This window comes from Terriglobales bacterium, from assembly GCA_035561515.1.
In the GTDB taxonomy this organism is placed as follows: domain Bacteria; phylum Acidobacteriota; class Terriglobia; order Terriglobales; family Acidobacteriaceae; genus DATMXP01.
Genome location: DATMXP010000044.1, coordinates 68,597 through 94,730, shown reverse-complemented (window position 1 = coordinate 94,730; position 26,134 = coordinate 68,597). Strand labels below are relative to the sequence as shown.

General features: G+C 57.2%; 26 protein-coding genes. 8 read left to right on the top strand and 18 right to left on the bottom strand.

What is annotated here, in order from left to right; genetic code table 11:
• Positions 1 to 154: 154 nt before the first annotated feature.
• Positions 155 to 508, top strand: a complete 354-nt coding sequence (locus tag VN577_19915; GenBank protein ID HWR17106.1) for a hypothetical protein — start codon at positions 155 to 157, stop codon at positions 506 to 508.
• Here VN577_19915 and VN577_19910 read toward each other — a convergent pair.
• From VN577_19910 to VN577_19885, 6 genes are all read right to left on the bottom strand, one after another.
• Positions 505 to 909, bottom strand: coding sequence for a response regulator (locus VN577_19910; GenBank protein HWR17105.1), 405 nt, complete (start codon positions 907 to 909; stop codon positions 505 to 507). The genes VN577_19915 and VN577_19910 overlap by 4 nt on opposite strands.
• A gap of 147 nt (positions 910 to 1,056) precedes the next feature.
• A complete protein-coding gene (locus tag VN577_19905; protein ID HWR17104.1) occupies positions 1,057 to 1,617 on the bottom strand; it encodes a RidA family protein in 561 nt (186 codons plus the stop codon).
• A gap of 30 nt (positions 1,618 to 1,647) precedes the next feature.
• The gene (locus VN577_19900; protein ID HWR17103.1) at positions 1,648 to 2,604 is read right to left on the bottom strand and encodes a hypothetical protein; all 957 of its coding nucleotides are present in this window, start codon (positions 2,602 to 2,604) and stop codon (positions 1,648 to 1,650) included.
• 269 nt (positions 2,605 to 2,873) lie between these two features.
• The gene (locus tag VN577_19895; GenBank protein HWR17102.1) at positions 2,874 to 3,179 is read right to left on the bottom strand and encodes a hypothetical protein; all 306 of its coding nucleotides are present in this window, start codon (positions 3,177 to 3,179) and stop codon (positions 2,874 to 2,876) included.
• Positions 3,176 to 3,481 carry a hypothetical protein gene (locus VN577_19890; protein HWR17101.1) on the bottom strand — a complete coding sequence of 102 codons (306 nt, stop codon included), beginning with the start codon at positions 3,479 to 3,481 and terminating at the stop codon, positions 3,176 to 3,178. The genes VN577_19895 and VN577_19890 overlap by 4 nt, the downstream gene beginning before the upstream one ends.
• Before the next feature lie 117 nt (positions 3,482 to 3,598).
• Positions 3,599 to 3,832, bottom strand: coding sequence for a hypothetical protein (locus tag VN577_19885; protein HWR17100.1), 234 nt, complete (start codon positions 3,830 to 3,832; stop codon positions 3,599 to 3,601).
• Positions 3,833 to 4,682: 850 nt separating this feature from the next.
• Between VN577_19885 and VN577_19880 the strand changes: the two genes are divergently transcribed.
• The 3 genes from VN577_19880 to VN577_19870 all read left to right on the top strand — a co-directional run bounded on the left by VN577_19880 (position 4,683) and on the right by VN577_19870 (position 7,892).
• Complete coding sequence (locus VN577_19880) at positions 4,683 to 6,584, top strand: LysM peptidoglycan-binding domain-containing protein (protein ID HWR17099.1); 1,902 nt, start codon at positions 4,683 to 4,685, stop codon at positions 6,582 to 6,584.
• A gap of 182 nt (positions 6,585 to 6,766) precedes the next feature.
• On the top strand, positions 6,767 to 7,252 hold the full coding sequence (locus tag VN577_19875) for a hypothetical protein (protein ID HWR17098.1): 486 nt from the start codon (positions 6,767 to 6,769) through the stop codon (positions 7,250 to 7,252).
• Positions 7,253 to 7,358: 106 nt separating this feature from the next.
• Positions 7,359 to 7,892, top strand: coding sequence for a hypothetical protein (locus VN577_19870; protein HWR17097.1), 534 nt, complete (start codon positions 7,359 to 7,361; stop codon positions 7,890 to 7,892).
• Between the two features lie 30 nt (positions 7,893 to 7,922).
• On the opposite strand, the gene VN577_19865 is transcribed toward VN577_19870, so the two are convergent.
• The 6 genes from VN577_19865 to VN577_19840 form a co-directional block, all read right to left on the bottom strand.
• Positions 7,923 to 8,411, bottom strand: coding sequence for a hypothetical protein (locus tag VN577_19865; protein ID HWR17096.1), 489 nt, complete (start codon positions 8,409 to 8,411; stop codon positions 7,923 to 7,925).
• 220 nt (positions 8,412 to 8,631) lie between these two features.
• The gene (locus VN577_19860; protein HWR17095.1) at positions 8,632 to 10,080 is read right to left on the bottom strand and encodes a 2-oxoacid:acceptor oxidoreductase family protein; all 1,449 of its coding nucleotides are present in this window, start codon (positions 10,078 to 10,080) and stop codon (positions 8,632 to 8,634) included.
• A 23-nt stretch (positions 10,081 to 10,103) separates the two neighbouring features.
• Positions 10,104 to 11,156, bottom strand: a complete 1,053-nt coding sequence (locus VN577_19855) for a 3-methyl-2-oxobutanoate dehydrogenase subunit VorB (protein HWR17094.1) — start codon at positions 11,154 to 11,156, stop codon at positions 10,104 to 10,106.
• Entirely contained in the window at positions 11,140 to 11,400 is a 261-nt protein-coding gene (locus tag VN577_19850) for a ferredoxin family protein (GenBank protein HWR17093.1), read from the bottom strand. The genes VN577_19855 and VN577_19850 overlap by 17 nt, the downstream gene beginning before the upstream one ends.
• Before the next feature lie 3 nt (positions 11,401 to 11,403).
• Positions 11,404 to 12,738: an acetyl-CoA hydrolase/transferase C-terminal domain-containing protein gene (locus tag VN577_19845; protein HWR17092.1), complete on the bottom strand. Its 1,335-nt coding sequence runs from the start codon at positions 12,736 to 12,738 to the stop codon at positions 11,404 to 11,406.
• 19 nt (positions 12,739 to 12,757) lie between these two features.
• Positions 12,758 to 13,219, bottom strand: a complete 462-nt coding sequence (locus tag VN577_19840) for a hypothetical protein (protein HWR17091.1) — start codon at positions 13,217 to 13,219, stop codon at positions 12,758 to 12,760.
• A gap of 365 nt (positions 13,220 to 13,584) precedes the next feature.
• On the opposite strand from VN577_19840, the gene VN577_19835 reads away from it, so the two are divergent.
• The gene (locus tag VN577_19835) at positions 13,585 to 15,522 is read left to right on the top strand and encodes an asparagine synthase-related protein (GenBank protein ID HWR17090.1); all 1,938 of its coding nucleotides are present in this window, start codon (positions 13,585 to 13,587) and stop codon (positions 15,520 to 15,522) included.
• Positions 15,523 to 15,657: 135 nt separating this feature from the next.
• Here VN577_19835 and VN577_19830 read toward each other — a convergent pair whose 3' ends face one another.
• Both VN577_19830 and VN577_19825 read right to left on the bottom strand, forming a co-directional pair.
• The gene (locus tag VN577_19830) at positions 15,658 to 16,341 is read right to left on the bottom strand and encodes a glycine cleavage system protein H (GenBank protein HWR17089.1); all 684 of its coding nucleotides are present in this window, start codon (positions 16,339 to 16,341) and stop codon (positions 15,658 to 15,660) included.
• Between the two features lie 651 nt (positions 16,342 to 16,992).
• On the bottom strand, positions 16,993 to 17,637 hold the full coding sequence (locus VN577_19825) for a hypothetical protein (GenBank protein HWR17088.1): 645 nt from the start codon (positions 17,635 to 17,637) through the stop codon (positions 16,993 to 16,995).
• A gap of 188 nt (positions 17,638 to 17,825) precedes the next feature.
• On the opposite strand from VN577_19825, the gene VN577_19820 reads away from it, so the two are divergent.
• Positions 17,826 to 18,872: a class I SAM-dependent methyltransferase gene (locus VN577_19820; GenBank protein HWR17087.1), complete on the top strand. Its 1,047-nt coding sequence runs from the start codon at positions 17,826 to 17,828 to the stop codon at positions 18,870 to 18,872.
• A 66-nt stretch (positions 18,873 to 18,938) separates the two neighbouring features.
• On the opposite strand, the gene VN577_19815 is transcribed toward VN577_19820, so the two are convergent.
• Positions 18,939 to 20,483: a glutamine synthetase family protein gene (locus tag VN577_19815; protein ID HWR17086.1), complete on the bottom strand. Its 1,545-nt coding sequence runs from the start codon at positions 20,481 to 20,483 to the stop codon at positions 18,939 to 18,941.
• Positions 20,484 to 20,807: 324 nt separating this feature from the next.
• Between VN577_19815 and pyrH the strand changes: the two genes are divergently transcribed.
• Positions 20,808 to 21,524 (top strand): UMP kinase, encoded by a 717-nt coding sequence (pyrH, locus tag VN577_19810; protein HWR17085.1) that lies wholly within the window; start codon positions 20,808 to 20,810, stop codon positions 21,522 to 21,524.
• Between the two features lie 64 nt (positions 21,525 to 21,588).
• On the opposite strand, the gene hslU is transcribed toward pyrH, so the two are convergent.
• Complete coding sequence (gene hslU / locus VN577_19805; GenBank protein ID HWR17084.1) at positions 21,589 to 22,995, bottom strand: ATP-dependent protease ATPase subunit HslU; 1,407 nt, start codon at positions 22,993 to 22,995, stop codon at positions 21,589 to 21,591.
• Positions 22,996 to 23,039: 44 nt separating this feature from the next.
• Positions 23,040 to 23,612, bottom strand: a complete 573-nt coding sequence (gene hslV, locus VN577_19800; GenBank protein ID HWR17083.1) for an ATP-dependent protease subunit HslV — start codon at positions 23,610 to 23,612, stop codon at positions 23,040 to 23,042.
• Positions 23,613 to 23,820: 208 nt separating this feature from the next.
• Between hslV and VN577_19795 the strand changes: the two genes are divergently transcribed.
• Positions 23,821 to 24,966, top strand: a complete 1,146-nt coding sequence (locus tag VN577_19795; protein ID HWR17082.1) for a cache domain-containing protein — start codon at positions 23,821 to 23,823, stop codon at positions 24,964 to 24,966.
• A gap of 7 nt (positions 24,967 to 24,973) precedes the next feature.
• On the opposite strand, the gene VN577_19790 is transcribed toward VN577_19795, so the two are convergent.
• Positions 24,974 to 26,125, bottom strand: coding sequence for a class I SAM-dependent rRNA methyltransferase (locus tag VN577_19790; protein ID HWR17081.1), 1,152 nt, complete (start codon positions 26,123 to 26,125; stop codon positions 24,974 to 24,976).
• Positions 26,126 to 26,134 lie beyond the last annotated feature (9 nt).

Here is a 26,134-nt window from a genome sequence, read left to right as displayed (position 1 = left end):
CATGTTCGGCAGGGAAGATCTGCACAACCCCTGCCGAATCACTGTTTTGCTTCATTCTCCTATTCGCAGTCGCCCTCTGGTTACCTTTCCCAATCGGTAACATGGCCGTGGGTAATTTGCCGTTCGTCCCGGCATCTTCGATGATGTGCCGCATATGGCGACCTCAAACTCCCTCTTTGGCCGTACCGCCACCACGACCAAACGCCGCACGCCCCGTATCGGCATGATGCTCAAAGTCGGTATCTCCGGTACCGATCGACTCGGCCAGAAATTCAACGCCACGGCAAAAGCCACTGGACTCAACTATTTCGGTGCCACCGTCTCCATGTCCTACCAGGTTGCCGTCGGTGCCGTCCTCAGCCTCCGCAACGCCCAGCGCGCGGAAGCGCAGGCGCGCGTCGTCAGCTACGTCAGCGCGGCCGCCGGAACTCACACCTATGGTGTGGAGTTCGTCGACGAGGCCACGGGATTTTGGGGAATCCACTTCCCGGTTATCGCCAGCTCTTAGTTGGGGAGATTCTTTCGCGTCCTGCGCCGCTCGCGTGCGCGTTCCACTGCGCCTCTTACTACGATCAGCAGGTCATCCGGGTCGATCGGGTAGGTAAGGAACGCCGAAGCTCCCGCCAGGTCCGCTTCATCCCGTGCGGATGCGGTGTTCGCCGTTGCCGAGTGGAAAATCACCGCAATGTCTTTCGTCTGCGGATCGGATCGTAAACTCGCGCAAAGCTCAAACCCGTTCTTGTCGGGCAGGAAGATATCCAGCAGCGCTACCGTGGGATGCTCCCGACGCGCAATCTCCAAAGCGTCCTTGGCGTTGTGAGCCGAAAACACTTCGAAACCGTTGTGCTCCAGTATGCGCGTCAGCGCATAAACATGGGCTTCGTTGTCGTCAACTGTAAGGATGCGCATGCTCGGGGAGACTCTCTCTTTGCAGTAAATCCCTCGAACTATCCCGTGTCAAAGGAATAGCGACACGTCAGCTTCCGCCACCGTCGCGGTTGTTCAATTTCTCATCGTATTCCGACAGTCGCGCGCCATTTTCGGCGCATTGATGACTTACTTAACTACCGCCACCGCCTCAATTTCCACCAGGATCTCTGGTCGTGCCAGCCTCTTCACCACCACGAACGTGCTCGCCGGAGGGTTTTCCACGTTGATGTACTTGTCGCGAATCTCCCGCATCGCCGGCATCTCCTTCGCGTCCACCGCCTCCACCACGTAATAATTCATCTTCACCATGCTGCTCATGTCGCCGCCGGCGGCTTCCACGGCGGCCTTCAGGTTCTTGAACACCTGCTCCACCTGGGCGCGGAAATCCGTCGTGCTCACCAGGTTCCCTGACATGTCGTTGCCAACCTGCCCGGCGATATACACCAGCTTCCCGCCGGTGATCTCCGCCACATGAGAGTAGGTGGCCACCGGCTTTGGCATCGTCGACGGATTGTAGAGACGGAACGGACGGTCATTGGGTTTCACGGGCTTCTTCACCTTCTGGCCGCTGACAGTTTTCGTCTGAGTCTGAGCACTGTCAGGACGGGAATCTTGAGCACAAAGAGTAGTGGTCAACAGGAGAAAACAGACAATTGTTGCGGAAGGGACGCAGAGTCTCAACTTCATCTAGACGCTCCTCATCAGGGCGCCAGTTTATCAGTCCGCAGCAGCAGGTGGAGGCGGTGGGACCGATACCGGTTCGAATGCTCTTCTGTTCCTGACGAGGAAGTAGACCGGTACCAACATCAAAGGGATCATCATCATCGAAAAAATAAAAGGATTAAAGCTGGGCGGATTTGGAGTCTGGAACGACGCGGGCATTGCTTCCAGCAATTGCCTCATCCGCTCCTCGGAACCAGGCCGAAAGTAGGAAACCAATCCGTTCACGATCCCGAACAGAAAATACCCAATCGTGAAGTTGCGGGCGAACGAATTCAGTTTCAGCAATCCTATGCCACCCAAGAGCAATGCCGCTGAATAGAGAATCATCAGGACTTTCGCGTACCAACCCGTAACCACTGATCCGAAGATCATCGCTGGGAGGCTCATGACCAGATTGATGGGGACAAAACATGCGCTCACGATCATGATCCAGGCGATCACGGACACGCTGGTCGGACGCCGCGACGGCTCACCTTGCGCGACCCCGGTCATAAAGCACTCTTTCACCTTTGGGCGTGTCAGATAAATCATCCACCACGCGCCGATCGACGCCAGCAGCAGGTAGAACACAGTGAGGAAGACTTTCAGCCTGGACATGATGGCCGGGTCGGCTCGCGGCGTTTCCGGCAGAGGGATAGCCAGCAGGAACAGCGGCGTGAGAACGCCCATGAAGATCAGAATGCCTGAGAAGATTAAGGTCGAAATTCGCGCCCACCGCTTTGACCGGTAGAGTCCGATGGAACTCGTTAAACCCCACACCGCAGGCGCGAGCAGAAAGAAAAATGACACAAGGAAGGCCGCCTGCGGCGGTGCAGCGCTGGTGTTGACGTTCGACCGAAGCATGGGAGCAAACAAGTACACCAACAACATCAACACGCTCAGGCCAAACAGCAGCAATGATCCGAGAAGAGAGAACGTCGCGATAACCGTAACGCCAGCGGGACGGGACATGCCGCGCATTGTATTCCAGAGTGGCTGAATCGCAACAGGATCGTTCAGTTGTTCCGGAGTTGGAAAACCAGAATGGGAATTTAGGAATAAACCTCGCCATCAGGCGAGGTGATACAAACAGAGCCCAAGGCGTAAGCCTTGGGACAGGTGTACGCCAGAGTCTGCCGAGCCCCTTCAGGGGCGACACAATCCGGCAAGGGCGTAAGCGCCGGGTGCCCGGTCCTTTCCTCTTTTGAAAGGGCCGGACTACCATCGGCGTGTAAGAACACCTACTGCTCCACTCGCTTCCTCGGCGTGTAAACCCACGCGGCAATCAGGTACGCAACGGCCAGCAAGACAGCGGCATTCATAATCCAGCCGAGCATGGGCACACAATCAAGGCGCTCGTCGTAGGTCGTAAAATTACCGCGCACAGCTTTGAATGAGAACCAATTGATGATCTGGAAAAGCGCCCATACGAGTGGTTCCTCGATTACACGCAGAGTTGCTTGAAGTGCGGCAGCAATGAATTGAGCGACGATGATTGCGCCGATGTGTGTGTCCCGTAAGAGTTCAGGCAACACGCGGGTTCTCATTCCTCGACTGTCTCCGGCTCAGCCAGAGGCTCTGCTTTCGGCGCACTATACAACCAGCGAAGCAGTAAGTATGCGAGTGCAAGCGTGACAACTCCGCGCGCGATGTTCGGCACCAGTTGCAGCAGGTCCATCGCTGGCTGCTCGCTTCCGAGCACACTTGTGGATCTGCCGTAGTTTCCCATTAGGACTATAAGCGGCGTGACAACAGCAGACAGGAAAGCCGATAACCCTTGGTATGCCAGCAGCCCTATGACGATTGCCCCGATGTACTGATGACGGAGAAACTCGCGCAACTGTTTCATGCGCAGGATTCATATCACAAGAGCGCCTTATCGGCGGTGATATTCCGGTGGGTTCCGAAAATTGAAAAGTAGCGCCGGCGTCTCGCCGGCTGTCTTGCGGGCGTCCCGCCCACAAGGTTACCCCTTCAACCTCTCCACCAACACCCTCAACTGCCGTACGTGTTCTTCCCGCGCCTCGCGTATCCCGCTCGCGTTCACCGCGATGTCGTACTCTTCCCGAATGTTCGGATGCCGCCTCGACACAAACGCGTACACCCCATGCGCCTTCTCTTCGGCCTCGTACGTCTTCTCCGTCAACGCGATCAGTTGTTCCGTGATCGCCACCAGTGCGTCTCGAATCTCTTTTTCCATATCGAAAATCTTAACAGCCTCGCTAAAGCAGCCACGTGGGAGCGCGGTCCGACTACGTCTGGCCCTCCCGTTTAGCCAACGACAAAAACCTGACGACTAACGACCGCCTCTCACGACCTTTATCACGGTGCCTGAAAAAGACGAGACATCCGCGGCCCGCTTTGGGAAAACCGGTGTCAAGGGGGTCAAAGCTCCGCTTTCCACGTAAGTCACTGATTCAGCGGCAAATATATTTCTCAGAAAGCTGGCATGATGCCCCCACCCAAATTGCTATTCTGAATTTGTAGATGGTTTTCGTTCTTTGTCATTCTGAGTTCTGAGGCAAAGCCGAAGAGCCTCTGTACTTGGTCTTTGTCATTCTGACCCGGAGCGGGGTTGTCATTCTGAGGCGGAGCCGAAGGACCTCTGTACTCGGTCTTTTTGACAGCCGGAAACCGACGACCCGATACAACATATTGTGGTACTCGCAAGTCCTTTAGAATCAAATCTATAACGTAAGTGGTTTTAGAACCATCAACTTATAAGTCCTTTGTTTTCATAGTCCGTCGTGTAAGTCGTTTGTTTTCTAACTCGGGGAGGGGGGAGGGGGTACCCACAATTTTCCGCGCAGGCCGGTCCTGCCGTCGCCGAACTGACCACCAATTAACAACAACTCGCGATCTTCTTTGCATCTGAACCAGCAGTCCGCATTTGCAGGCTTCCAGGCTGTACCCAAAGGGCAGTGCCTTAGCGGACAATGCCTGTTAAGTCGTTCGTTGCATTGACCCTGCGGACAACCCGATAGTACGATTTCCCGAGTACTGCGTCTTACAGGTCGTGGGTTAGTTTTGGGGTAGAAGGCCGCGAGAGAATGGGTTCTCGTTTTGTTTCATGGATATTCGCCGGTGCTGCCCTGATCGGGCTGACTGCCTGCGAACCCTCTAAGACGACGAAGAAGTCGGCCGAGCCGCCGCCAAAGGCCGTCGCGCCCACCCTCTCCGCCACCGCCCAGCCCTCCCAGCCTAAGATCCAGGAAAAGCTGGTTCCCAAAACGGACCCCGTCGAGGTCCTGATCGCCCAGGTCGAGAAGGAGTTCCGGGAGGGACAAGCCGCCTATCGGGCCGGCCACCTCGACCGCGCAAAAGACAATTTCGATCGCGCCTTCGACACGCTCCTCTCCTATCCCGAGGGCGTCCGCTCCGATGAGCGCCTCGAAGACGAATTCGACAAAATCGTCGAAGCCGTCAACACACTAGAAATGCACGCCCTCCAGCAGGGCGACGGATTCACCGCCCAAGCCGCCGAACCCGCTCCTATCGACGAAGCCAACGAAGCCACCTTCCCGGTGGATCCGAACATCAAGGCCAAGGCGGAAATTGAAGTTCGCAGCACCAAGTCCGATCTGCCGCTCGTTCTAAACGATTACGTTGCCAGCTACATCAACTTCTACTCGAGCCGCGGACGCGGAACTTTGGAACGCGCGCTGACTCGCGCCGGACGCTACGAGTCGATGATCCGCCGCATCCTCGCCGAAGAAGGCGTACCGCAGGACCTCATCTACCTCGCCGAAGCGGAATCCGGATTCCATCCGGTTGCGCTCTCGCACGCGGGAGCGCGCGGCATGTGGCAGTTCATGGCCAGCCGCGCGAGCGGTTACGGGTTGGAACGTAACTGGTGGCTCGACGAGCGCCAGGATCCTGAAAAGGCGACCCGCGCCGCAGCGCGCCACCTGAAGGACCTATTCAAGCAGTTCGGCGATTGGTATCTCGCCATGGCGGCCTACAATTCCGGCCCTGGTAACGTCCAGCGCGCCGTCCAGCGCACCGGCTACGCCGACTTCTGGGAACTCTACAAGCGCAACGTCCTGCCGGGCGAGACCAAGAATTACGTCCCCATCATCCTGGCCTTCACCATCATGGCCAAGAACCCCACGCAATACGGACTCGATCATCTCGTCCCCGACCCGCCGATGAACTACGACACGGTCAGGGTCGATTATCCGGTGGACCTCCGCCTGGTGGCCGAGTGCGTGGACAGTTCGCTGAGCACCCTACAAGACCTGAATCCCGCCCTTCTCCGGATGACCACCCCGAAGGACGGCACCTACGATCTGCGCCTGCCGGCCGGGACCTCCGAGAAGTTTCAGCAGGTAATCGCCACTATCCCGCGCGATATGCGCGTGTGGTGGCGGTACCACAAGGTCGGCTCCGGCGAGACGTTGTCGGAAATTGCGAAGCAGTACCGAACCACAACGTCTGCGATAGCCGAGGTCAACAACATCGCGGCGGAAGACGAACTGTCTACAAACACGCGGCTGATCATCCCGGTAGCCCCGCGCAAGGCCAGTTCCGCACTTGCCTTCTCGAAGAAACCGACGCGGTACAAAGTGCGCCGGGGCGACACGGTACTTTCGGTCGCAGACGACTTCAGCGTCCCAGTTGAGAAGTTGCGTCGGTGGAACGGGTTGAAAGGGAACACGCTGAGGGCCGGCAGGGTCCTGAAGATTTATCGGCCCACTGCCGCAGCAACCGCAGCAGATCCTGCTCCCGCATTGGCGAAGCATAGCAAGGCTAAGTCCAGCAAAAAGAGCAGCTTACAGGCAAGCGAGAAGACTGGAAACAAAACGATTCGTCACAAAGTTCGTCCGGGCGAAACGCTGACGTCCATCGCGGAGGACTACAACACCACGGTTCAGGCACTGCGAAAGGCGAACGCGAAATCCGGAAGGATGTTGCACGCCGGTGACGTTCTCATTGTGAAAACAGGACAGTAATCATCCCATTCCCGAAATAAAAATTCATGAATGACTATGTTCTGGATTAGGCTAGGTTTGACTTAGTCGGGGCGAATTTCCGTGTGCTATAATCCGCGCCGATTTTCGCAGTATTGGTCTTTGTTTTTGTGCAGCCAAGCTCGCAGCTGTGACTCCGAGTGCGCTAACAACCAGGAGGAAAGATGAGTTTCTACGACGAGACCCTGTACGGTCGCGATGATGATATGGACGAATTCAGCGATAACGATATGTACGACGATAACCTCGACGAAGAAGAAGAATTTGAAGACGAAGAAGAGGAAGAGGACGAGGAACCTGTAGCGGGGACGATCAGCGAGAGCGTATCCACCGAGACGGTAGTGACACCCGAGCCCGAAGAAGAACCTGCGCCGGCGGCCGCGCCACCAGCTAAGCCCGCTGCTCCGAAGAAGGCCAAGAAAGCCGCTCCCAAGAAAGCCGCGAAGAAGGCGGCTCCGAAGAAAGCTGCCAAGAAGGCCGCGAAAAAGGCTGCGCCGAAGAAAGCCGCAAAGAAGGCAGCGAAGAAGCCAGCCAAGAAAGCAGCCAAAAAAGGCGGAACAAAGAAGGTAGCCAAGAAGGCTCCGAAGAAAGCCGCAAAAAAGGGCGGAGCGAAAAAAGCAGCAAAGAAGAAGAGCGCGCGTAGGCGTTAAGCAGTACTGAAAGTCGGAAGCCGAAAGGCCGCGGGAGGACCGCGGCCTTTTCTTTGCAGTAAGCTTCAGCAGCTCCGCAAACTTACGAACCCGCATCCAACCCCACATGGACTTATCGCGGATTCAGCAGTGGCGGTACGAGTACCTGCGCAGCCGCAAGGCACTGGCGATCGCCGCGGCGGTGTTCCTGGTGCTTTCCGTCGTTGCGTTTTATTCAGGCTACTTGCTGATCAAGAAGACCATGGAGGATTCGAAGGTCACGGCACGTGCGATCAACACGCCTTCGCAACTCGGGTCGCTGTTGAACGATTACGAGCCGGATCAGATCGCGAACTACATCGTGTACCTGAACGACGTGAAGCTTGAGGCGGGTCCCACGGACAATGTGTACTACGCGGCTGGTCCCCGCGGGAACCGGCTACTCGTGGTGGCCTTGGGCAGCAAGCCAGCGTTGGCAGAGGATGAAACGGTAGACATCAGCGCTACGATTCGCCGCGTCCCGAGTACCTACGAAATGAAGAAGAAATGGAAACTGGACAAGGCTGAGATTAAGGCACTCCGGGAGCAGGGAATCTACATTGAAGCAGAAGCGATCCGCTCCACGACCAAGAAGCAAGCCGAGAAGATGGCGAAGAAGTAGGGCGAGCACAAGGCCCGCCCGGTATGGTTTCTATCCAGCTCTCCTCTGAAAGCGCGAGGCTCCCTGCAAGCTCGGAAGACCTTCGTCGCTGTCGTGCTCGCGAACGAACAGATCGTAGCTGCGAACTCCCCTGGTAACATCCAATCGGTCTGCGATCTTCTGCCGCTCTCCGCGCAGCACCGGACCTTCAATGGTTACGTGCCCACCGTGCGCACGGACGTCAACACTGCAATGCGAAAGCACGTGACCGATCTGCGCTTTCACGCGTTCTTCGAGAATTTCGTCGGGAACGTGCCGGTTGAATAAACGAGCCTTCCTTTCGGAGATTGCTCCGAAAGCCTCGTTCCGAATATGCCGTGCCTTTTTGTCGATCTGCCGGTTGGAGCTGTGTGCACCGCGGGAGAGTTTGTCTCTGAGCCATGATCGGCGTCGTGCTCCGCGGCCGGGATCAATCAGCGCCATCGCTCCCGCGCCAATAGCCAGTCCGGCCAGCAACATGAGTCCATTGTTGCGTTCCATAGTCACTCCTCTTTTTTGGGGTTACTTGTAGGACGGTTAGCTACAGGAATAGGTGGCGTGCGCCTGACCGAAATGCGCAAGCAGCCGGGAGGAGTGTTGGCTTCCGCTGCTGCTTGCACTCGTGTTCGTGGGGCAAGTTGCCGAAGACCGCTTTGCGGACCGGAACAGTTACGTAGAAAAAGCCCTCGCATTGGCGAGGGCTCAGTGAATATCAGTTTTGTTAGTAGGCGAACCCGTCGGGTTGCGAAACGGCACCGACGCGAACCTGGTCGTCAATGAATTGGCGGCCCGCAGCAAGGGCCTTCCGGTTCATTTCCATGAACTCTTTGCGTTTCACGGTGGAGTTGAGTACAGCTTCCGCCATATCCAAGGGCAGACACTCGGTTTCCTCGAGCAGAGCTCCGAGCATTACGACGTTCTGCACCTTGGCGCTGCCAAGTTTGTCCGCAATCTCCGAGGCAGGAATGCAGATAATGCGAGCCTGCGGAGCAGAGAAGTCTGGTGGCAACGAGTCGCGGTTGTAGAGAATCGTTCCACCTGCTGCGACTTGTGGAGCGAATTTGCGCAGAGAGATTTCGTTCATCGCCACGAGCACATCGGGTGAGGAGATGAGCGGAGATCCAATGCGCTCGTGTGACAGGCACACATGACAGTGGGCGCTGCCGCTGCGCATTTCCGGACCATACGAAGGCAGCCACGAAACTTCGAGGTCTTCGCGCATTCCCATCTCGGCGAGGAGGATCCCGAGTGTAAGTACGCCTTGCCCGCCGAACCCAGCGCACTTGATCTTCACGTCACGGGTCTTATGTTTTGCGCGTGGTGCCTTGACGCCATCATCCGCGATCTCGATGGCCTCGGCGATCGGGCGCTGCGGCACGGGGATGACAGGGATGTCCGCCTTCCTGTCGCGGAAGGTGTTCAGAGGGAACTGCGGAATCATCTTTTCGGTGATCCAATTGCGAGCGACGACTGGATCTTTCTTCCAGATAGTGGGACAGGGCGAGAGGATTTCGACCAGCGAGAATCCGGCTTTGTTCTTTTGAAGCTCAAGTGCTTTCCGGATTGCTTTGCGGGCCTTCATGATGTTCTTGGGGTCGTTCAGCGCCACGCGCTCGATGTAGACGGGAGCTTCGAGCGTAGACAGCAATTCAGCGACATGGATAGGGAAGCCTTCGTTGCCGGGACGGCGTCCCCATGGACTGGTGGTGCTCTTCTCGCCGACCATTGTGGTGGGCGCGAGTTGGCCGCCAGTCATGCCGTAGATATTGTTGTTCACGAAGAAGACGGTGATGTTCTCACCGCGATTTGCGGCATGAATGATCTCAGCGGTACCGATGGCGGCAAGGTCGCCATCGCCCTGATAGCTGATGACCATCTTGTCCGGGTGCGCACGCTTGATGGCGGTTGCGACCGCGGGGGCGCGGCCGTGAGCGGCCTGCACGTTGCCGGTATCGAAGTAGTAGTAGGCGAAAACAGAGCAGCCGACCGGACTGACGAAGATGGTGTCGTCCTGAACGCCGAGCTCCTGCAACGCCTCGCCGATCAGTTTATGGGCGATACCGTGGCCGCAACCGGGACAATAGTGCGTCTGGTGTTGAAGTTCCGCCTTCCGCTCGTAATGATCGTAAAAGAGCGGCGATTTACTGTGAGTAATCTGAAATTCCGACAAAGCTGCCTCCCTTTTCGCGACGGCTATACGTGAGCCGCTTCATGCGCCAGCAGTTGTGTGTGGATCTCTTCCGCGGTCGGGACATTGCCACCGACACGGTTGTAGAACTCAATGGGCGTGCGGCCATTGATGGCCAGCTTCACGTCTTCCAGCATCTGTCCGGTCGACATTTCGACGACCTGAACAAAGCGGCAACGCGAAGCGTACTCGGCCAGCGGTTTCGACGGGAACGGCCACAACGAGATCGGGCGGAAAAGTCCGACGCGCAGGCCCTGAGCTCGAGCCTGTTCCACGGTGGAACGCAACACGCGCGAAACGATGCCATAGCCGACGAGCAGGATCTCGGCGTCTTCGGCCATGTAGGTTTCGAAGCGCTGCTCGAGTTGCTCGGCCAGGCGATACTTGGCTTCGAGCTTACGGATGTGAGCTTCCAACTCATCAGGTTCGAGGTAGATGGACGAAACCAGGTTCTTGCGCGTTTCCGGTGTGCCCATTACGGCCCAAGGCTTCGAAGGCACTTCGTGCTCGCTGACTTCGAGTCCAATGGTCTCCATCATCTGGCCCACGAATCCGTCGGTGAGAATGACGGCCGGGTTGCGATAACGGTCGGCAAGCTCGAAAGCGAGCATCGTGAGGTCCGCCATCTCCTGAACGGAAGCGGGCGCCAGAACAAGATTTTTATAGTTCCCGTGGCCTCCACCCTTCACGATGCAGGAGTAGTCGCTTTGTTCGGGGGCGATGTTGCCGAGACCGGGCCCGCCACGCACGACGTCAACGACGACGCAGGGCAGTTCGGCACCGGCGATGTACGACATGCCTTCCTGCATAAGGCTCATGCCCGGTCCGGAAGAAGCGGTCATTACGCGCTCGCCGGCAGCGGCAGCGCCGTACACCATGTTGATGGCAGCAACTTCCGATTCTGCCTGCACGAATGTGCCGCCAACCTGCGGCAAATAAAGCGCCGCGTATTCAGCGATTTCGCTGGCCGGCGTAATGGGATATCCATAGTAAGCGCGACATCCGGCGAGGACGGCGCCTTTCACGATGGCGACATTGCCCTTACACAACTGTCGCATAGTCGACCTCCGGGGCTTTTTTGACGGCCTGTTCGCGATAAACGGTTATCGCGCCCGGCTCCGGACAGCAGTAGAAGCAGATGCCGCATCCGGTGCAGCCTTCTCCGGCATACACAGCGGGGTGAATGCCGTACTGGTTGAGACCTTCCGCGAGGTGGAGCTTCTTCGGTGGGCAAGACTCCACACAAAGTCCGCAGCCCTTACACTCGTCGGTGTTAATGGTTACGCTACCTTTTACTGCCATTCTTCACCTCGCGACGGCGAGCGTGTCGGCGGTTTGACGCTGACACCAACCGGTGCGCTCGCAGTACTCGTACAGTTCATTTCGAAACTTGGGATGAGCAATTGAAATCAGAGCTTCGGCGCGCTGACGGATGTTCTTGCCATGCAGGTACGCGACGCCGTATTCGGTGACGACATAACGAATAAGCCCGCGGGAGGTCACCACACCCGCTCCGGGATTCAGCATGGGGACAATGCGTGAAACGGTGTCGTGCTTCGCAGTGGATGAGATCGCGATGATCGGCTTGCCACCCTTGGAACGGGAGGCTCCACGGAGGAAGTCGACCTGCCCGCCGATGCCGCTGTAGAACTTGTTACCGATGGAGTCGGAGCATACCTGGCCGGTGAGATCGATCTGGAGCGCCGAGTTAATGGCGACCATCTTGTCGTTCCGGGCGATGAGCGCCGGATCATTGCAGAACGAGGTAGTGCGAAACTCGAAGATGGGGTTGTTGTCCACGTACTCGAACATCTCTCGCGTGCCGAGGACGAAACCGAGGACGATCTTCCGGGGAAGCAGGCTCTTCACGCGTCCGGTGATGACACCAGCTTCGATCAACGGGATCACGTTATCGCCGACCAACTCGCTGTGAATGCCGAGATCCTTGCGGTCCATGAGGTAAGGAAGAACCGCGCTGGGGATTCCGCCGATACCCATCTGGAGGGTGGCACCGTCTTCGATGAGGCTAGCCACATTCCTGGCGATCGCGCGCTGCAACTCGGATGGTTCTTCCTTCGGCATTTCGCAGAGCGGCCGCGAACTTTCGACAAAGGCCGAGATCTTGCTGACATGGATGAAGCTGTCGCCATAGGTACGCGGCATCTGGTCGTTGACCTGGGCTACGACGAACCTGGCGAGGCGAGTGGCGGTCATGGTGGTGTCCACGCCGATGCCAAGTGAGCAGTATCCGTGCGAATCGGGCGGCGAGACTTCGATGAGGGCGACATCGAGAGGGAGTTCACCGTTTTCGAAGAGTCCTTCGATTTCGCTGAGATAGACGGGCGTGTAATCGGCACGGCCTTCATTGACGGCATCGCGCACGTTTCCGCCGATAAACATTGCATTGTGGCGGAAATGGCCGACCATTTCGGGCGTCACGTACGGGGCGGTGCCGAAGGTGAGCATGTGGACAATTTCGACGTCGCGGACGAAGGGAGCACGCTCCATCAAGGCCTCGACGAGTGTTTCGGGTTCCGCACATCCTCCGTGGATGTAAACCCGCATGCCGGACTCGACGCAACGCACGGCGTCGCTGGCCTTCATTAACTTGCGTTTGTATTCCTCTATCCAATTCGACACGACTTGCCCCCGCTCTCATTCAATCCGCATGCACTTCCGAATGCGCTGCCTTGTACTGCTCGTAACCGACGGCCGCGTAAAAAATAGCGCGATCAAAGAACGTCTCAAGCATTTGCAGCAATCTGAGTTCGCCGAACACCTCGGTGGGACGTTCGAGGCTGTCCTCCGCTTTCAGGAACTCCCAAAGGTTCTCGCGGGCGATCACGATCGCCCAGTTCAACTGGCTGAGGAGAACTCCCTGGGAGGCGCGACGACGGCCGATCTCGGTGTAGCGGCGAGCTACGTCTTCTTCGGATTTGCCCAGCACCCACTCACCAAGATGGGTGTAGATTTCGTAAACGGCGTTGCGGAAATCCTGTGCCGGTACCATGTTGGCGAAGTCGCGCGTTTTGTCGGACTGCTGGAGCAGTTTCAGTGCGCCGTCCGCCAAGGTGTCGGCATGGGTCTCGATGAGACGCACGAGGCGATACGCGAGCAACATGGGGCACCTCCGCACAGGATCTTTGCCGGGCAAACTTCCCCTGCGCACACGTGTCGCGGAAGGGGATTCCTCCCCCGGCTTCGTTACAGCTCAGTGTCGTTCGGAGGGCAAAACATAGCCGTGATTCGAGTCACTTTCCGGTGTGAAGGGTGTCACTAAAACGGCATTTGGTCATAAGAAGAACAGGTATTTATAAGTTCTGATTATGGAGGTATAAGTACTATGCCCCGGAGTAATAGTCGGGGTATTCGGGCCGGTTGATATGATGCGGTAAAGTCCGCACCACGCTGATGAACATCGCCGAAGCGGTAATTTCTGCCTCGAGCGATGAGGCATGAAAAAATGGAACGCAACACGAGAACTCAATGCCGAACCTAGCCGGGATCTTCGATCTCACCAAGAGCAAGTCCGAGATACAAACCGTAGTTGAACGACAGGCTGAACGCATCGATGTGCGACGCGTGAAGTTCGATCGCTACACGTGGTGCGACGATGGATTCGGCGCTACGTTGCTGGACCGCGGCATCTTCGAGAATGGACCGCAACCGGTTTTCAGCCATGACCGCCGGTTTGTGCTCTGGCTGGATGGCGACGTCTCGAACTCCGAAGAGTTGAAAATTGCCCACCGGAATAAATGGCAGAGTTCCATTCCGCCGGACACGACGGCGGAGATGTGTCTGCAATTGCTGATGCAGAGAGGCAATACCGCTGTCCTGGAATTCAGGGGACTGTTCATCATCGTGTTGTACGACCGTGAACTACGGAAGTTGACGGTCTTTTCGGGCCGGTATGGCTATCGACCGCTGTTCTACAAGTACGCGAATGGCCAGTTCCTGTTTGGAACAGAAGTGAAGGCGATCCGGGCTGCCGATGATGCGCCCGCAACTTATGACGAAACCGCACTCCTGGAGCAGTACGTTTACGGGGTGCACTTTGCGGACCGGATGTGGCTGCGAGACCATCAGCGGATTCGACCTTCCACAATCCTGACGGTAGACGAGTCGGGTCTGAACACTTTCACTTACTGGCAATACAAGTACAACGAATCGGCTCCTCGCCACGACCTGCATACGAATTCGACTGTATTCGGTGTATTGCTGGACCGTGCGGTCGACCGAGCCATGCGCGGCAACATGCGTAAGGGCATCTTCCTCAGCGGAGGATACGACAGCCGTTCCGTGGCCGCGGCGATTCGTCCGTGGCATCTGCCGATTCCATCGTTCACATTCGGGGTGCCGGAATCTCGCGACGTGATCTATGCCGGAATGATGGCGAAGAGACTGGGATTCCAGCACTTCGCGCTAAGTACTCCCGGAGCGTATTTGTATAAGAACGCCCCGGGCGTGATCTGGAGAACGGAAGGGCTTATCCCGTTTTCCAACGTCACGTCACTGCATTACCATCCGCTGTTTCGACAACACTTCGACATTGTCCTTACAGGGTTGCTGGGTGAGTTCAGCGGTTCGCACACGTGGCGCGAATTGCTCATGGCCCGCACGAGGCAGGGCGCACGCGACGCGATTTTTAACCGGCACATCGCGCCGAAGCTTCCGATGGCAAAGCGCTTGTTCACGCCGCAATGCTTTGAGAGAGCCTTCAGTGAGTTAGTGGAGCGGTTCGATGAAAGCGTGAACCGCGTATGGAATGATCATCCGCTTGATATCGCAGACGTGTGGGCGTTTGAGAATACGCAGCCGATGGGGTCGTGGCAGGCACCCGGCGTGGATCGATATCTGTTCGAGAATCGGGCGCCGCATCTTGACTACGATCTGGTGGATTTTCTGCTTGGGATTCGTCCGATGGACCGCCTGGAGCAACGCGTCTACAAGCAGATGATCGCGACCACTTACCCGTCGATTCGAGATGTGCCCTGTACCAATAGCGGAAAGCCCATCGATCCGAATTTCGCTCGCGAGTACGCGAAGCTGGTGGCACGTTACGCTGGGCGCAAGTTGCGGGACAAAACGAATGACCTATTGCGGCGGAGGCCAGCGCTGGACAGGGAGTTCCGTCGCGTGGACGAAGATTTCCGGGCAGAGCCCGAGTTGGTGACGGAGATCCTGCAACCGGCATTGCGGGATGGGATCTTCCCACCTGAAATATTCCAGATCAAAGCGATCGAGCAGTTGATCGACGAGCATTACAACAAGAATGCGCGGCACGAGATGATGCTGGCGCGACTGATCTCGTTTGCGCTGGGTTCGCGGTATCTCGTGCACAACCAGTGGCGTGAGATTTACGACGAGCTGAATGTCTGGCCTGAGGAATCGGGAACTGAGGCAATTGCCAGGACGCAGTCGTAGACATTCCTAAAAAGAAGATCGGCGCCGCTTTTGAAGCGGCGCCGTATTCATCAGGGGCCTTGAATATCACCGGCGCCCGTGCCGGCTTGGTTCTTTGGGCCTGGGCGCCGTTGCGGCCTCAGCCCGCAAAACCGGTTACGCGAGGAAGAACTCGTGGCTCAACTTCTCGATGTCGGCATCGGGCATGTTGGCGGTCAGATCGTCAACGGCCACGCCGCCGTCCTGTGCAAGAGCCGGCATCGGCATACCGAACTTCTGCTGCAAACGGCCGGCCGCTTCTTCTGTCCACCAGCGGGCAAGCTGTCCGCCGAGCAGGTTGCGATAGTTCGTTTTCGCGTCGGGCGACTGAACGGTCACCATCCAGCCTTCGCCGTAAGGATCGCTCTTCGCTAGTTCGGGATTGTTGACCACTTCGTCGTTGATGTCGGTGATGCTGCCTTCGATAGGCGACACCATGTCGATCTTCTTGCCATTGCGCGTGATGCTCCAGATCTTCTGGCCTTGGCGAACCCAGGTTCCACGCTGCGGCAGTTGAACACTCTCGATCTTGCCAATGAGCTTGGAGGCGAAGTCGTCAATCCCGATGCGCACAAGGCTCGGACTTTCGCTCAACGCCCAGGTATGTCCGGGGTGATAGCGAAGATTCTCAGGCACCCGGAATCCACCTACCAAGGTGGGAACAAACCGCGGTTCGGCGGTCGCTGCCGCAATCTTTGGGATCGCGGGCTGTGCTGCAACTTGAATTGCTGGCTTCTTCGAGAAGAAATGATCGATCAGTAAGAATGCTACGAAGGTCGCAAGTACCAGAATGACTGTCATGGCGTTTCTCCTATTTCTGGCGATGCTTGCTGCTGAGGCCGCTCGCCACCTTTCCTAAATGCATTCGCCATGCCAACCCTGAAAGATTCGTTGCAGCGGAATTCAGCGGCGACTTAAGTACCTGAAAACGTTGCTGGTTACGAGCGGCGAGAGGTGGTCAACGAAAATGTGGGAGCAGAAACATGCGACGAGGTTGTGTTGATTAATTCAACAGCGACTTAGGCTGCGGGAGAGCGTTAACCGGGGGTTACTTTGTGTTTTCAACGGCTTAGGGGCTGTAAATAAATTAAGCATCAGCCTGTTGTATACATCAACAAATTCAACACTTGTGGATTTCCGAGACTCTGGCGAGGGTTCCACGAAAGAAATATTTTTTCGGGTGCTCCGATCAAGGGTGAACAGGGCTGGTTGTCTGCGAAAACTTCTCAAAACAAAAACTAATCGAAAGCATAAGAAAAATAGATTTCCCTTTTGCGGCGGATGACAGTAAAACAATACTCAATTCACGGTTATGTTTTATCGTGGAGGCAGCGTTGAGCGCATGGCTCCGCTGATGAAAAGTTCCTTGTGACTCTCCTGTCACAGCTGGGGGAAGGGGCATCCGGGCGGATGCCCCCATTTTTTGTTTGAAACCAGAACTATTCGTCGGCCTTACGTAGCCGACCCTTTGACCACCAGCGCGACAGGGAGTTTCTTTCCGTCAGCCGTGGTTACCGTCCCGTGCAACACGACCCAGCCGTCGTCAGTTTGAGTGACGGCGGGCTCGCCTTTCTCCGGCGGCAACATTTCGAAGGACGCTGGATGGGATGTCCTGGATGCGGCGCGGCTCTTCTCCATCAATTGGACGAAATCAAAGGTGGCGTTCGGATCAGGATCATCGGCAATCGGGGTGAGCAAAACGAAATCCGGATACGGTGCTACGCCGAGATGATTGCCATCACTCGGCAACACTTCGTAACGCATAGTGTAAGAACCGGCACGGACGGACTGTCCGCGAAAATCGGTTCCACCACCTTTCGGAAAGGTGATGACGCCGAGGAAGGTGGACTCCTTGAAGTCAGGGTAGCTTGTGCCCTGGCCGGTGTTCTTTCCTTCGGCCGTTTTGGCGGCGAACCAGACTTCGCATCCCACTAAAGTGTTAGGTAGATATACGCGATAACCCTCAGATTGGAGCGCAGACTTGAGAGCCTCGCTCGCTTCACCTGCAAAAGGTCCAACTTTTTCCACTTTGCCTGCGGCAAAGGCACCAATTGTGACAGCAACGACGATCAGAATGAGAAATGCGGTCCTCTTCATATACCCAAAATAGGCAAAACCACGGTTTACAGCAAGGACAGTGGCACCGTATTTGGAAAAGTGCTACTGAGGCAACTTTTGAGGCACACTCGCGGAGCTTGGTTTTCATCTGACCACAGGTGAATGAAAGTGGCGGCCCGAAGATTCTGCCGACGGCAGCCGCTTATCTGTAAGAAGAGGTGCGAGGAATGGCACGAGCGGCGACACTGATGACTCCCGATGCAACAGTTCCCACAAGACCTCCGGTCGCGGAGCCGAGATGGCGTGGCATGCTGCAGCGGGCGTGGAGGGCGGTGCGGCGAAGTCACGCAATCCGTTTACTTTACGTGCGTGGCTTTCGATTTGCGCAATCGCTTGGGTTCAGCATTACACCAGTTCACTTCTATTTCCCCATACCGGATCTCGCGCGCGTAGAAAACCGAAAATGGCCGGGGGGGCCGGGCGAAGCTGCAATCCGTTTCGATGTGAACCTGCAGTTGGCAAAATTACATGATTGGCGAGTCTATGAGCCGGAATGGGACTTCAACGATGAGCCGGATGAGAGTTACGCATTTCACCGTAATAACGGCTTCTTCGAGTCGGTGGATGCTGAAGTGGCGTACTCGATCCTGAGGGAGAGGAAACCTAAGCGGGTAATCGAAGTGGGTGGCGGTAATTCGACCCGGCTGCTTGCGACGGCGCTTCGAAAGAACGCCGAGGAACAGAAGCCATGCGAGCTCATTAGCGTGGAACCGCATCCTGACGATTGGCTCAAACGAGGTTTCCCGGGCCTGAGCCGCCTGATCCCCTCTCCGGTGCAGGACCTTCCTCCCTCTTTCTTCGACCAGCTCGAGGCAGGAGATGTGCTCTTCCTTGATTCAAGCCATGTGGTTTCGCTCGGAAGCGACGTTGTGTACGAGATCCTGGAGGTGCTGCCGCGTTTGAAGAAGGGCGTGATGGTGCATTTTCACGACATCTTCATGCCGGCCGATTATCCGAAGAAATTCGTAATGGACAACCTCTGTTTCTGGGGCGAGCAGTATCTGCTGCAGGCTTTCCTGTGCGGGAATGAGAAGTTCCGCATCGTGTGGTCGGGCAGCATGATGCAGTTGGGGTATCAGAACCTTCTCCGTGCGGTGTTTCCGAGATGGCAAGGAAGCTACACGCGAATGCCGGAGCCAATGAAGATGTTTGCGCCAACCTACGACGGACAGAACGTGTGGCCATGCAGTCTGTGGATCGAGAAGTGCGCGTAACGACCTACTAGTAGAACGGGCCCGGTGAATCCGGGCCCTTCTTAACCAACCTTTCAATTCATGTAATCAGTGCCGGTGCAGGTCGCGATGCATGATCTTGCGCATTGCCCGAGTTCGCTGCTGGGGGCCAAGTTCGCGCAGGTCGCGAGCCAGTTGGCCATCCTCCTCCTTCAAAAGCAAAGAGACCACGTAGTCAATCAGCTTGGCCGGGAACAGGTCATTACGCTGAAACAGTTCACGATCGCGCTCAAGGAGCGATGCAGCTTCGGCGCAACTGCGTGGAAGCCGGGGCAATCCCGCGGCGGTTTGCTCATCGTTCAATCCGGAGGATGTGATGTAGCGCTGCTTTGCCACCGCGAGGGCGCTCGGGTCGTCAAAGGCGTGATCGGCGACTACCGCAATGCCCGCGAGCAGCATGTGAATCAGGGCGCTTCCGTCCGGCGTGCGGAGTTCGACTGTCTGGCGAGGAACGACGCCATCGTAGGCAGCAGGCGGGTTGATCTGATCGGAGAGTGAGCCGATGTTATTCCACGCGAGTGGAACACGGATCAGCGCGGAACGGTTCATGTCGCTCCAGCAGATGCGGGTTGGCGCCTCCTGGTCGGGCACAAGGCGAAGATATGAGGACGCCACGGTGTTGCCGAATACGGTGAGAACGTCGGCGTGATTGCACAGGCCGCCGATCAGGGTTAGTGCTTCGGTGGAGAGTGATCCGTCAGCAGTGGTGACAACGTTCCGCCCATTACGCGCGAGTTCAAGATGAAAGTGCATGCCGCTTCCAGCGGCACCTTCTTCCAATTTGGGTGTGAACGTCGCGATGAGCCCGTGACGGTAGGCTACATTGCGAATGATCCAGCGCGCGATCACCAGAGCATCGGCACAGTCTTCGACGGGAATCGGGAGGAACTCGATCTCGAACTGTTCGGCGGTTTTTCCGGAGATCTCCGCGACGTCGCTTTCGAGGGTACCGATCCATCCGACTTCGCCGTGACCGTACTTGATGGCACCGGTGATCTGTTCGAGGTGGCGGATCATTTCGGCAACCACTTCGCCGTTCTTCACGAAGGGCGCCGAAGCGTGATACCCGCGCTGTTGCTCGGATTTGTACAAGTCGGCCCGATGGTCGCCGATCAGGTAGAACTCCAGTTCACCAAGCGCGCGGAGGTCCAGTCCGGTGTTTTGTTTCAGGTTCGCGGCAGCGCGATGGAGGACGTTGTCAGGCGCGAAGGCCGCCGGGTTCCCGTGGCGGTCGAAATAACGGCAGATGAAGTCAAGACTGCCAGGCTCGAACGGGTTCAGGAACGCGCTGCGATACAGCGGAACAACGTAGAGATCCGATGCGCCGCGCTCCACGACGCCGTTGAACAGTGACGATCCGTCGACGCGTTCTCCCTCGGCGAGAACCTGTTCGGCTCCGGCGATGGTGCTGATGGGGAGACGGAGTTCCTTCAGTTTGCCGTCGATGGCGGTGTAGTGGAACGTGATCTGCTCGATCTGCTTCTCGGAGATGACGCGGAGAAGGTTGTCGCGGGTAAAGTCTGCGGCAGGCTTGTCGAGCAGCGTCACGAGCGGTGACGCAAGTGGTAGTGGGCTGGAGGAGGTTACGAGCATACTCGTGATAATGCTGGCACGAAGGCGAGGCTGGCTTCAGGACGGTTGCTACAGCGGGATGTGACGGAGGGCACGAGGAAGGGGGTTAGCCCGCCAGCCGCCTGAACGAAACCAAAGCCGCGACCGCACTTTATCTAGTTTATGGAGTGCAGCTTTATGGAGTGCAGCCGCCAAGCGCGATTACCGGAGGACAGGGCTTGGCTGTACGAAATACGAGAGTGTGACGTCGACAGCGAGCCGTTCCGAGCCATTCTCGATGAAGTTTGCACGTATCCGCCACCAGACACTACACTGAATAACAAAGTCTTCCGAGGGACTACTGGAGTGGCTGATCTGGCGTTTAAACGTATCCTGCTGAAACTCTCCGGCGAAGCGCTCGCCGCGAAACAGGGTTTTGGAGTTGACCCTGAAAGAATTCACGAAGTAGCTGCCGAACTCGCCGATGTGAGTCGGTTAGGTGTGCAGATCGCCATTGTGGTGGGGGGCGGCAACTTCTTTCGCGGTGTGGCGGTGCAAGCGAAGAACATGGATCGGGTTTCGGCCGATCACATGGGTATGCTGGCCACTGTCATCAACGCACTCGCGCTTCAAGACGCGCTGGAGAAGCAAGGCGTCCACACGCGTGTACAATCGGCGATCGAGATGAACCAGGTGGCAGAGCCCTTCATTCGGCGGCGTGCGATGCGGCATCTGGAGAAGGGCCGCGTGGTGATTTTCGCCGGCGGGACGGGAAACCCTTACTTCTCGACTGACACGGCGGCTTCGTTGCGCGCCATGGAAATCAAGGCGGACGCGATCCTGAAAGCTACCAAGGTGGAAGGGATCTACGATGCGGATCCGGTACTGGTGAAAGACGCGACGATGTTCGAGACGATCAGCTACATGGAGATACTGAAACGCGGCCTGAAGGTAATGGACGCGACGGCGATCAGCCTCTGCAAAGACAACAATCTGCCGATCATCATTTTCAACCTGAACAAACACGGCAACATCAAGCGCGTGGTGCAGGGGGAAAAGGTGGGGTCGCTGGTAAGCGCGTAATCTTAGCCAAAAGAAAAGCCGCGAGGGATGAACTCCTCGCGGCTTCGTATTTCTGGAGCGCTCGCTACAGGATGTAGCGGGACAGGTCCTGGTCCTTCACGATGTCGGTGAGCATCTTCTCAACATAGGCGGCGTCAATCGTGACGTTCTTGTCCTTAAGGTCAGGCGCCTCGAAACTGATCTGATCGAGCACGCGTTCCATGATCGTATGGAGACGTCGTGCGCCGATATTTTCTGTTCCTTCGTTTACGCGAAACGCAAAACGGGCGACCTCCTCAAGAGCTTCCTGAGTGAACTCCAGCTTCACGCCTTCCGTTTCCAGCAGCGCAATATATTGCTTCGTCAGCGAAGACTTCGGCTCCGTGAGGATCTTGATGAAGTCCTCGATGGTCAGAGACTGAAGTTCTACGCGGATGGGGAAGCGGCCCTGCAGTTCGGGGATCAGGTCGCTCGGCTTCGATACGTGAAACGCACCGGCCGCGATGAAGAGGATGTGGTCGGTGCGGATCATGCCGTAGCGCGTGTTGACGGTGGTTCCTTCCACGATGGGCAGGATGTCGCGCTGTACGCCTTCGCGCGAGACATCGGGACCGTGGCCGCCTTCGCGCCCGGCGATCTTGTCGATTTCATCGATGAAGATGATGCCCGACTGCTCGGCGCGTTCGACGGCAATGCGCGTCACCATGTCCATGTCGATCAGGCGCTGTTCTTCTTCCTGGACCAGGTAATCGAAGGCCTCGCTCACCTTCATCTTCCGCTTCTTTGAACGCTGGCCGAAGATGTTGGGCAGCATGTCCTTGATGTTGACGTCCATCTCTTCGACGCCTTGGTTGGAGATGATCTCGAAGGCGGGGAAGGATTTCTCGCGGACTTCAAGTTCCACAAGACGGTCGTCGAGTTTGCCTTCACGCAGTTGCTGGCGCAGCTTCTCGCGCGTGCGGGACGACGTTTCGCCGGGAAGGAGTTCGGGTTGCGAACCGCCCGAGTCGCCCGGACGAAAGCCTACGTTGCCGCTGGGGAGCAGCAGGTCAAGCAACCGCTCTTCGGCATTCAACTCGGCTTTGTCGGCGACGTCTTCGAGCTTCTCCTCGCGGACCATCTCGATGGCGATCTCGATGAGGTCGCGAATCATGGACTCCACGTCGCGACCAACATAGCCGACTTCGGTGAACTTGGAAGCTTCCACCTTCAGGAACGGGGAATTGGCGAGTTTGGCCAGGCGGCGAGCGATTTCAGTTTTGCCGACGCCGGTGGGCCCGATCATGATGATGTTCTTGGGGATAATTTCTTCCGCCAGCTCGGGAGTCAGCTTCTGACGGCGCATGCGGTTTCTGAGTGCAATCGCGACGGCACGCTTTGCGGCGTGCTGTCCGACAACGTACTTGTCGAGTTCAACCACGATCTCACGCGGTGTGAGTTCGTCGAGCGCGACCTGTTCTTCTTCTGCTGTTCCGGGGAGATAAATTGCCATTACTGCTCCAAAAACTCGTTAGCGTCCGCGAGGTACCGCGGCCATCACAATTCTTCAACGACGAAGGTCTCGTTGGTATAGATGCACATCTTGCCGGCGATCTTCATGGCTGCCTCGGCAATCTCACGGGCCGACATCTGCGTATGATCTGCCAAGGCCTGAGCCGCCGCCTGGGCAAACGGTCCGCCGCTGCCAATCGCGGCAATGCCTGTTTCCGGTTCGATGACGTCACCGTTTCCGCTGATCAGGAATGTCTGGTTCGGGTCGGAGACAAGCAGCAAAGCTTCCAGATGCCGTAGCGCCTTATCCGTACGCCAGTCTTTGGCGAGTTCCACTGCGGCCCGCCCAAGGTTCCCGTGGTACTGGTCCAGCTTGGCTTCGAAGCGGCTGAACAGGGAAAAGGCATCCGCCGTGGAGCCGGCAAATCCGGCAAGGATCTTGTCGCTGTACATGCGCCGAATCTTCCGCGCGTTGTGCTTGATGACGTGATCGCCGAGCGTGACCTGGCCGTCCCCGGCCATCACCACCTTGCCGTCACGGCGAACTGCCAGCACGGTGGTGGATCGGATCAAACGCGGCTTGCGGTCCTGCGATAGTACTAGTGCGTTCTTTTTCATGAGGACAATTCACGATTATACCAACCAGGACGGCTCAAATCGCTCGGCATGCCGATCGCGGAACGGGCCGGACTAAGTGAGACTTATCACTGACTCCCGGGATCCTGTAAAGTACGCTCCACCTGTACTCAGGCCCCGTATTTAGGCCATTTCGTCGGGCTCCACCGGAAGTTTCCTTGTTGCCATTCCCCCTGGGAGGAGGAACGCCATGCCCTTCGACTCGTCTGAATTCCACATTCCTTTGCAACGATTGTTTGTGGCGCTGATCCTGATCCTGATTCCGATCAGCATCTTTGGCCTTTACATTGGCCTGCAAGCCAGCCAGCAAGTGCAGGAAATGAACGGAGCATATTTCCGCACCATTGCTCGAGGTTCGGCTGCCATCACTTCCCAGTACATCGGGGAACAGGTGAGCGAACTGGTACAGATCGCGAATGAACCGACGGTGCAGTCGGCTGTCACGGAAGCAAATCGCTCTTACGAGAACATGCCCGAAGCGGCTATTCGCGCGCGGGCCGATCAGGTGGAGGGCAAGTGGAACACCGCCGAAAGCGATCTGTTGGTGAGGAAGATTCTTGGATCCGATGTTGCCCGGTCGATTCGACGGCACCACGAACTCAATCCGAAGTTTCTGAGTATTACGGTGGTGGATCAGGCAGGAGCCGCAGTGGCAGCCACCGAAAAGCCGCTCCGCTACTTCCAGACGGAAAGCGAATATTGGCGTGCGATCTCGGCGAAAGGCCAGCCCAAGACCTACGTTTCGGACGTGCACTTTGACGGGCATTCCCAGTATGTGACCGTCAGTTCGCCGATATACCAGGAGGGCTCCGGGCGTTTCGTCGGTGTGATCACCGCACTGGTGGACGTTTCACCGCTGTTTTCATACCTGAACCAGTTGCAGATCGCCCGCACCGGCCGCGTGTTTCTGATTCGAGACGATGGCACAGTCGTGACAGCACCCGGTGTTTCTCCAACGGAACGGGTCAACTCGGAGGAGTTCGCGGCAATTCGCGACGCGCTCGGAAGCCTGCATCGGCGTGAATCCAGCTACCTGACGGCGACTCTGCGCAACCGCGAGACTTACCTGATCGGATTCGCCGATACCAGCCTGAAGGCCAGTTATCCGAATCTGCCGTGGATGATCGTGGTGAGCCAGGATCTGCGCGAAGCGGAGGGCCCGGTCCGGAACATGGTCATCTTCTCCATGATCATGACGCTCGTGAGTGTGCTGCTCCTGAGCATATTTGGGGCGTATGTGTTTCTGCATCGGAAGCAGCGAATACAGGACCTGGAAGAAGAAAAGCCAGAACCAGCGCCGGAGGAACCAGCAACCCGTCACGCAGCGGCGTCATAACCGGACTTCAAGCCCGAAGGATCACGCACTTGAGGTAAGCCGTCTCCGGGACACCCAGAAGCACCGGGTGGTCCTTTGCCTGCCCACGCTTCTCGAGAACACGGACCAGCCGGCGGGCATCGCTGGCGGCGTCGCGGATGGCATCGACGAAATCTGTCTCGCTGACGTGATGGGAACAACTGCAAGTTACCAGCACGCCGCCCGGACGGAGCATTTTCAAGGCGCGAAGGTTGATCTCCTTATAGCCCCGAAGCGCTGAGCCGAGATCTTTGCGTCCTTTGGCGAACGCGGGAGGATCAAGCACAACAGTGTCGAATTGCCGGCCAGTAGAGGACCAGTCCTTGAGCAGATCAAATGCGTTCGCTTCCGTCCATTCGATCGGTTTAGGAAATGAGTTCAGCGATTCGTTCTTCTCGGCCATTTCGAGCGCAGCGCGAGAGGAATCGACGGCGATCACCGAATCGCACACACGCGCAAGGTGCAGGGCAAATCCGCCCTGGTACGTGAAGACATCCATTGCTTCGCCGTGCGCATACTTCGCGGCGGCCGCGTAGTTCTCCCGCTGGTCGAGGAAGGCGCCAGTCTTCTGCCCGCCGAGTGCGTCGAACCCGAAGTTCACGCCATTGAGCGTAAAGGTGGTCTGACCCTGGGAGCCGAACACCAGGCCTGATTCTTTTGCCGGAAGCTGTTCCAGTTCGCGAATGCGCTCTTCGACTCTCTCGACGATCGACGACGGAGCTACTTCCTCCTGAACTGTGGAAAGGAAAACTTCCCGAAACCATGGCTGATCAGTCGCCTGAGTGAGGAATTGGATGGTGACTATGTTGTTGTATTTATCCGCGATGACGCCCGGCAGTTGGTCGGCTTCGCTGAAGACGAGCCGATAACTGTCGCTGTTCTCGACCAATTCCTTGCGGAAAGCAATCGCCGCACGAATCCGGTCGCGTACGAGAGTCGCCGGGTCGTCCACCGGGCCAGTGGAGATCATCCTTAACGCAATCTGCGAAGAGGTGCTCCAGAACGCTGTGCCGATCAAGTTCTTGCGTTCATCGGAAACGCCGACAAGTGCTCCGGGCGGGAGCTCTGGTTCGCCCACCACATCGGAGCGGTATACCCAGACGTGGCCGTGCCGCAACCGGGCTGCGGCACGCTGGCTGATTCTTACAAT

What these genes read in the sequence shown, in the direction of transcription:
- VN577_19915 (HWR17106.1), top strand. Translation starts at nt 155, where the DNA reads ATGGCGACCTCAAACTCCCTCTTTGGCCGTACCGCCACCACGACCAAA.
- VN577_19910 (HWR17105.1), bottom strand. Translation starts at nt 909, where the DNA reads ATGCGCATCCTTACAGTTGACGACAACGAAGCCCATGTTTATGCGCTG.
- VN577_19905 (HWR17104.1), bottom strand. Translation starts at nt 1,617, where the DNA reads ATGAAGTTGAGACTCTGCGTCCCTTCCGCAACAATTGTCTGTTTTCTC.
- VN577_19900 (HWR17103.1), bottom strand. Translation starts at nt 2,604, where the DNA reads ATGTCCCGTCCCGCTGGCGTTACGGTTATCGCGACGTTCTCTCTTCTC.
- VN577_19895 (HWR17102.1), bottom strand. Translation starts at nt 3,179, where the DNA reads ATGAGAACCCGCGTGTTGCCTGAACTCTTACGGGACACACACATCGGC.
- VN577_19890 (HWR17101.1), bottom strand. Translation starts at nt 3,481, where the DNA reads ATGAAACAGTTGCGCGAGTTTCTCCGTCATCAGTACATCGGGGCAATC.
- VN577_19885 (HWR17100.1), bottom strand. Translation starts at nt 3,832, where the DNA reads ATGGAAAAAGAGATTCGAGACGCACTGGTGGCGATCACGGAACAACTG.
- VN577_19880 (HWR17099.1), top strand. Translation starts at nt 4,683, where the DNA reads ATGGGTTCTCGTTTTGTTTCATGGATATTCGCCGGTGCTGCCCTGATC.
- VN577_19875 (HWR17098.1), top strand. Translation starts at nt 6,767, where the DNA reads ATGAGTTTCTACGACGAGACCCTGTACGGTCGCGATGATGATATGGAC.
- VN577_19870 (HWR17097.1), top strand. Translation starts at nt 7,359, where the DNA reads ATGGACTTATCGCGGATTCAGCAGTGGCGGTACGAGTACCTGCGCAGC.
- VN577_19865 (HWR17096.1), bottom strand. Translation starts at nt 8,411, where the DNA reads ATGGAACGCAACAATGGACTCATGTTGCTGGCCGGACTGGCTATTGGC.
- VN577_19855 (HWR17094.1), bottom strand. Translation starts at nt 11,156, where the DNA reads ATGCGACAGTTGTGTAAGGGCAATGTCGCCATCGTGAAAGGCGCCGTC.
- VN577_19850 (HWR17093.1), bottom strand. Translation starts at nt 11,400, where the DNA reads ATGGCAGTAAAAGGTAGCGTAACCATTAACACCGACGAGTGTAAGGGC.
- VN577_19840 (HWR17091.1), bottom strand. Translation starts at nt 13,219, where the DNA reads ATGTTGCTCGCGTATCGCCTCGTGCGTCTCATCGAGACCCATGCCGAC.
- VN577_19835 (HWR17090.1), top strand. Translation starts at nt 13,585, where the DNA reads ATGCCGAACCTAGCCGGGATCTTCGATCTCACCAAGAGCAAGTCCGAG.
- VN577_19830 (HWR17089.1), bottom strand. Translation starts at nt 16,341, where the DNA reads ATGACAGTCATTCTGGTACTTGCGACCTTCGTAGCATTCTTACTGATC.
- VN577_19825 (HWR17088.1), bottom strand. Translation starts at nt 17,637, where the DNA reads ATGAAGAGGACCGCATTTCTCATTCTGATCGTCGTTGCTGTCACAATT.
- VN577_19820 (HWR17087.1), top strand. Translation starts at nt 17,826, where the DNA reads ATGGCACGAGCGGCGACACTGATGACTCCCGATGCAACAGTTCCCACA.
- VN577_19815 (HWR17086.1), bottom strand. Translation starts at nt 20,483, where the DNA reads ATGCTCGTAACCTCCTCCAGCCCACTACCACTTGCGTCACCGCTCGTG.
- hslU (HWR17084.1), bottom strand. Translation starts at nt 22,995, where the DNA reads ATGGCAATTTATCTCCCCGGAACAGCAGAAGAAGAACAGGTCGCGCTC.
- hslV (HWR17083.1), bottom strand. Translation starts at nt 23,612, where the DNA reads ATGAAAAAGAACGCACTAGTACTATCGCAGGACCGCAAGCCGCGTTTG.
- VN577_19795 (HWR17082.1), top strand. Translation starts at nt 23,821, where the DNA reads ATGCCCTTCGACTCGTCTGAATTCCACATTCCTTTGCAACGATTGTTT.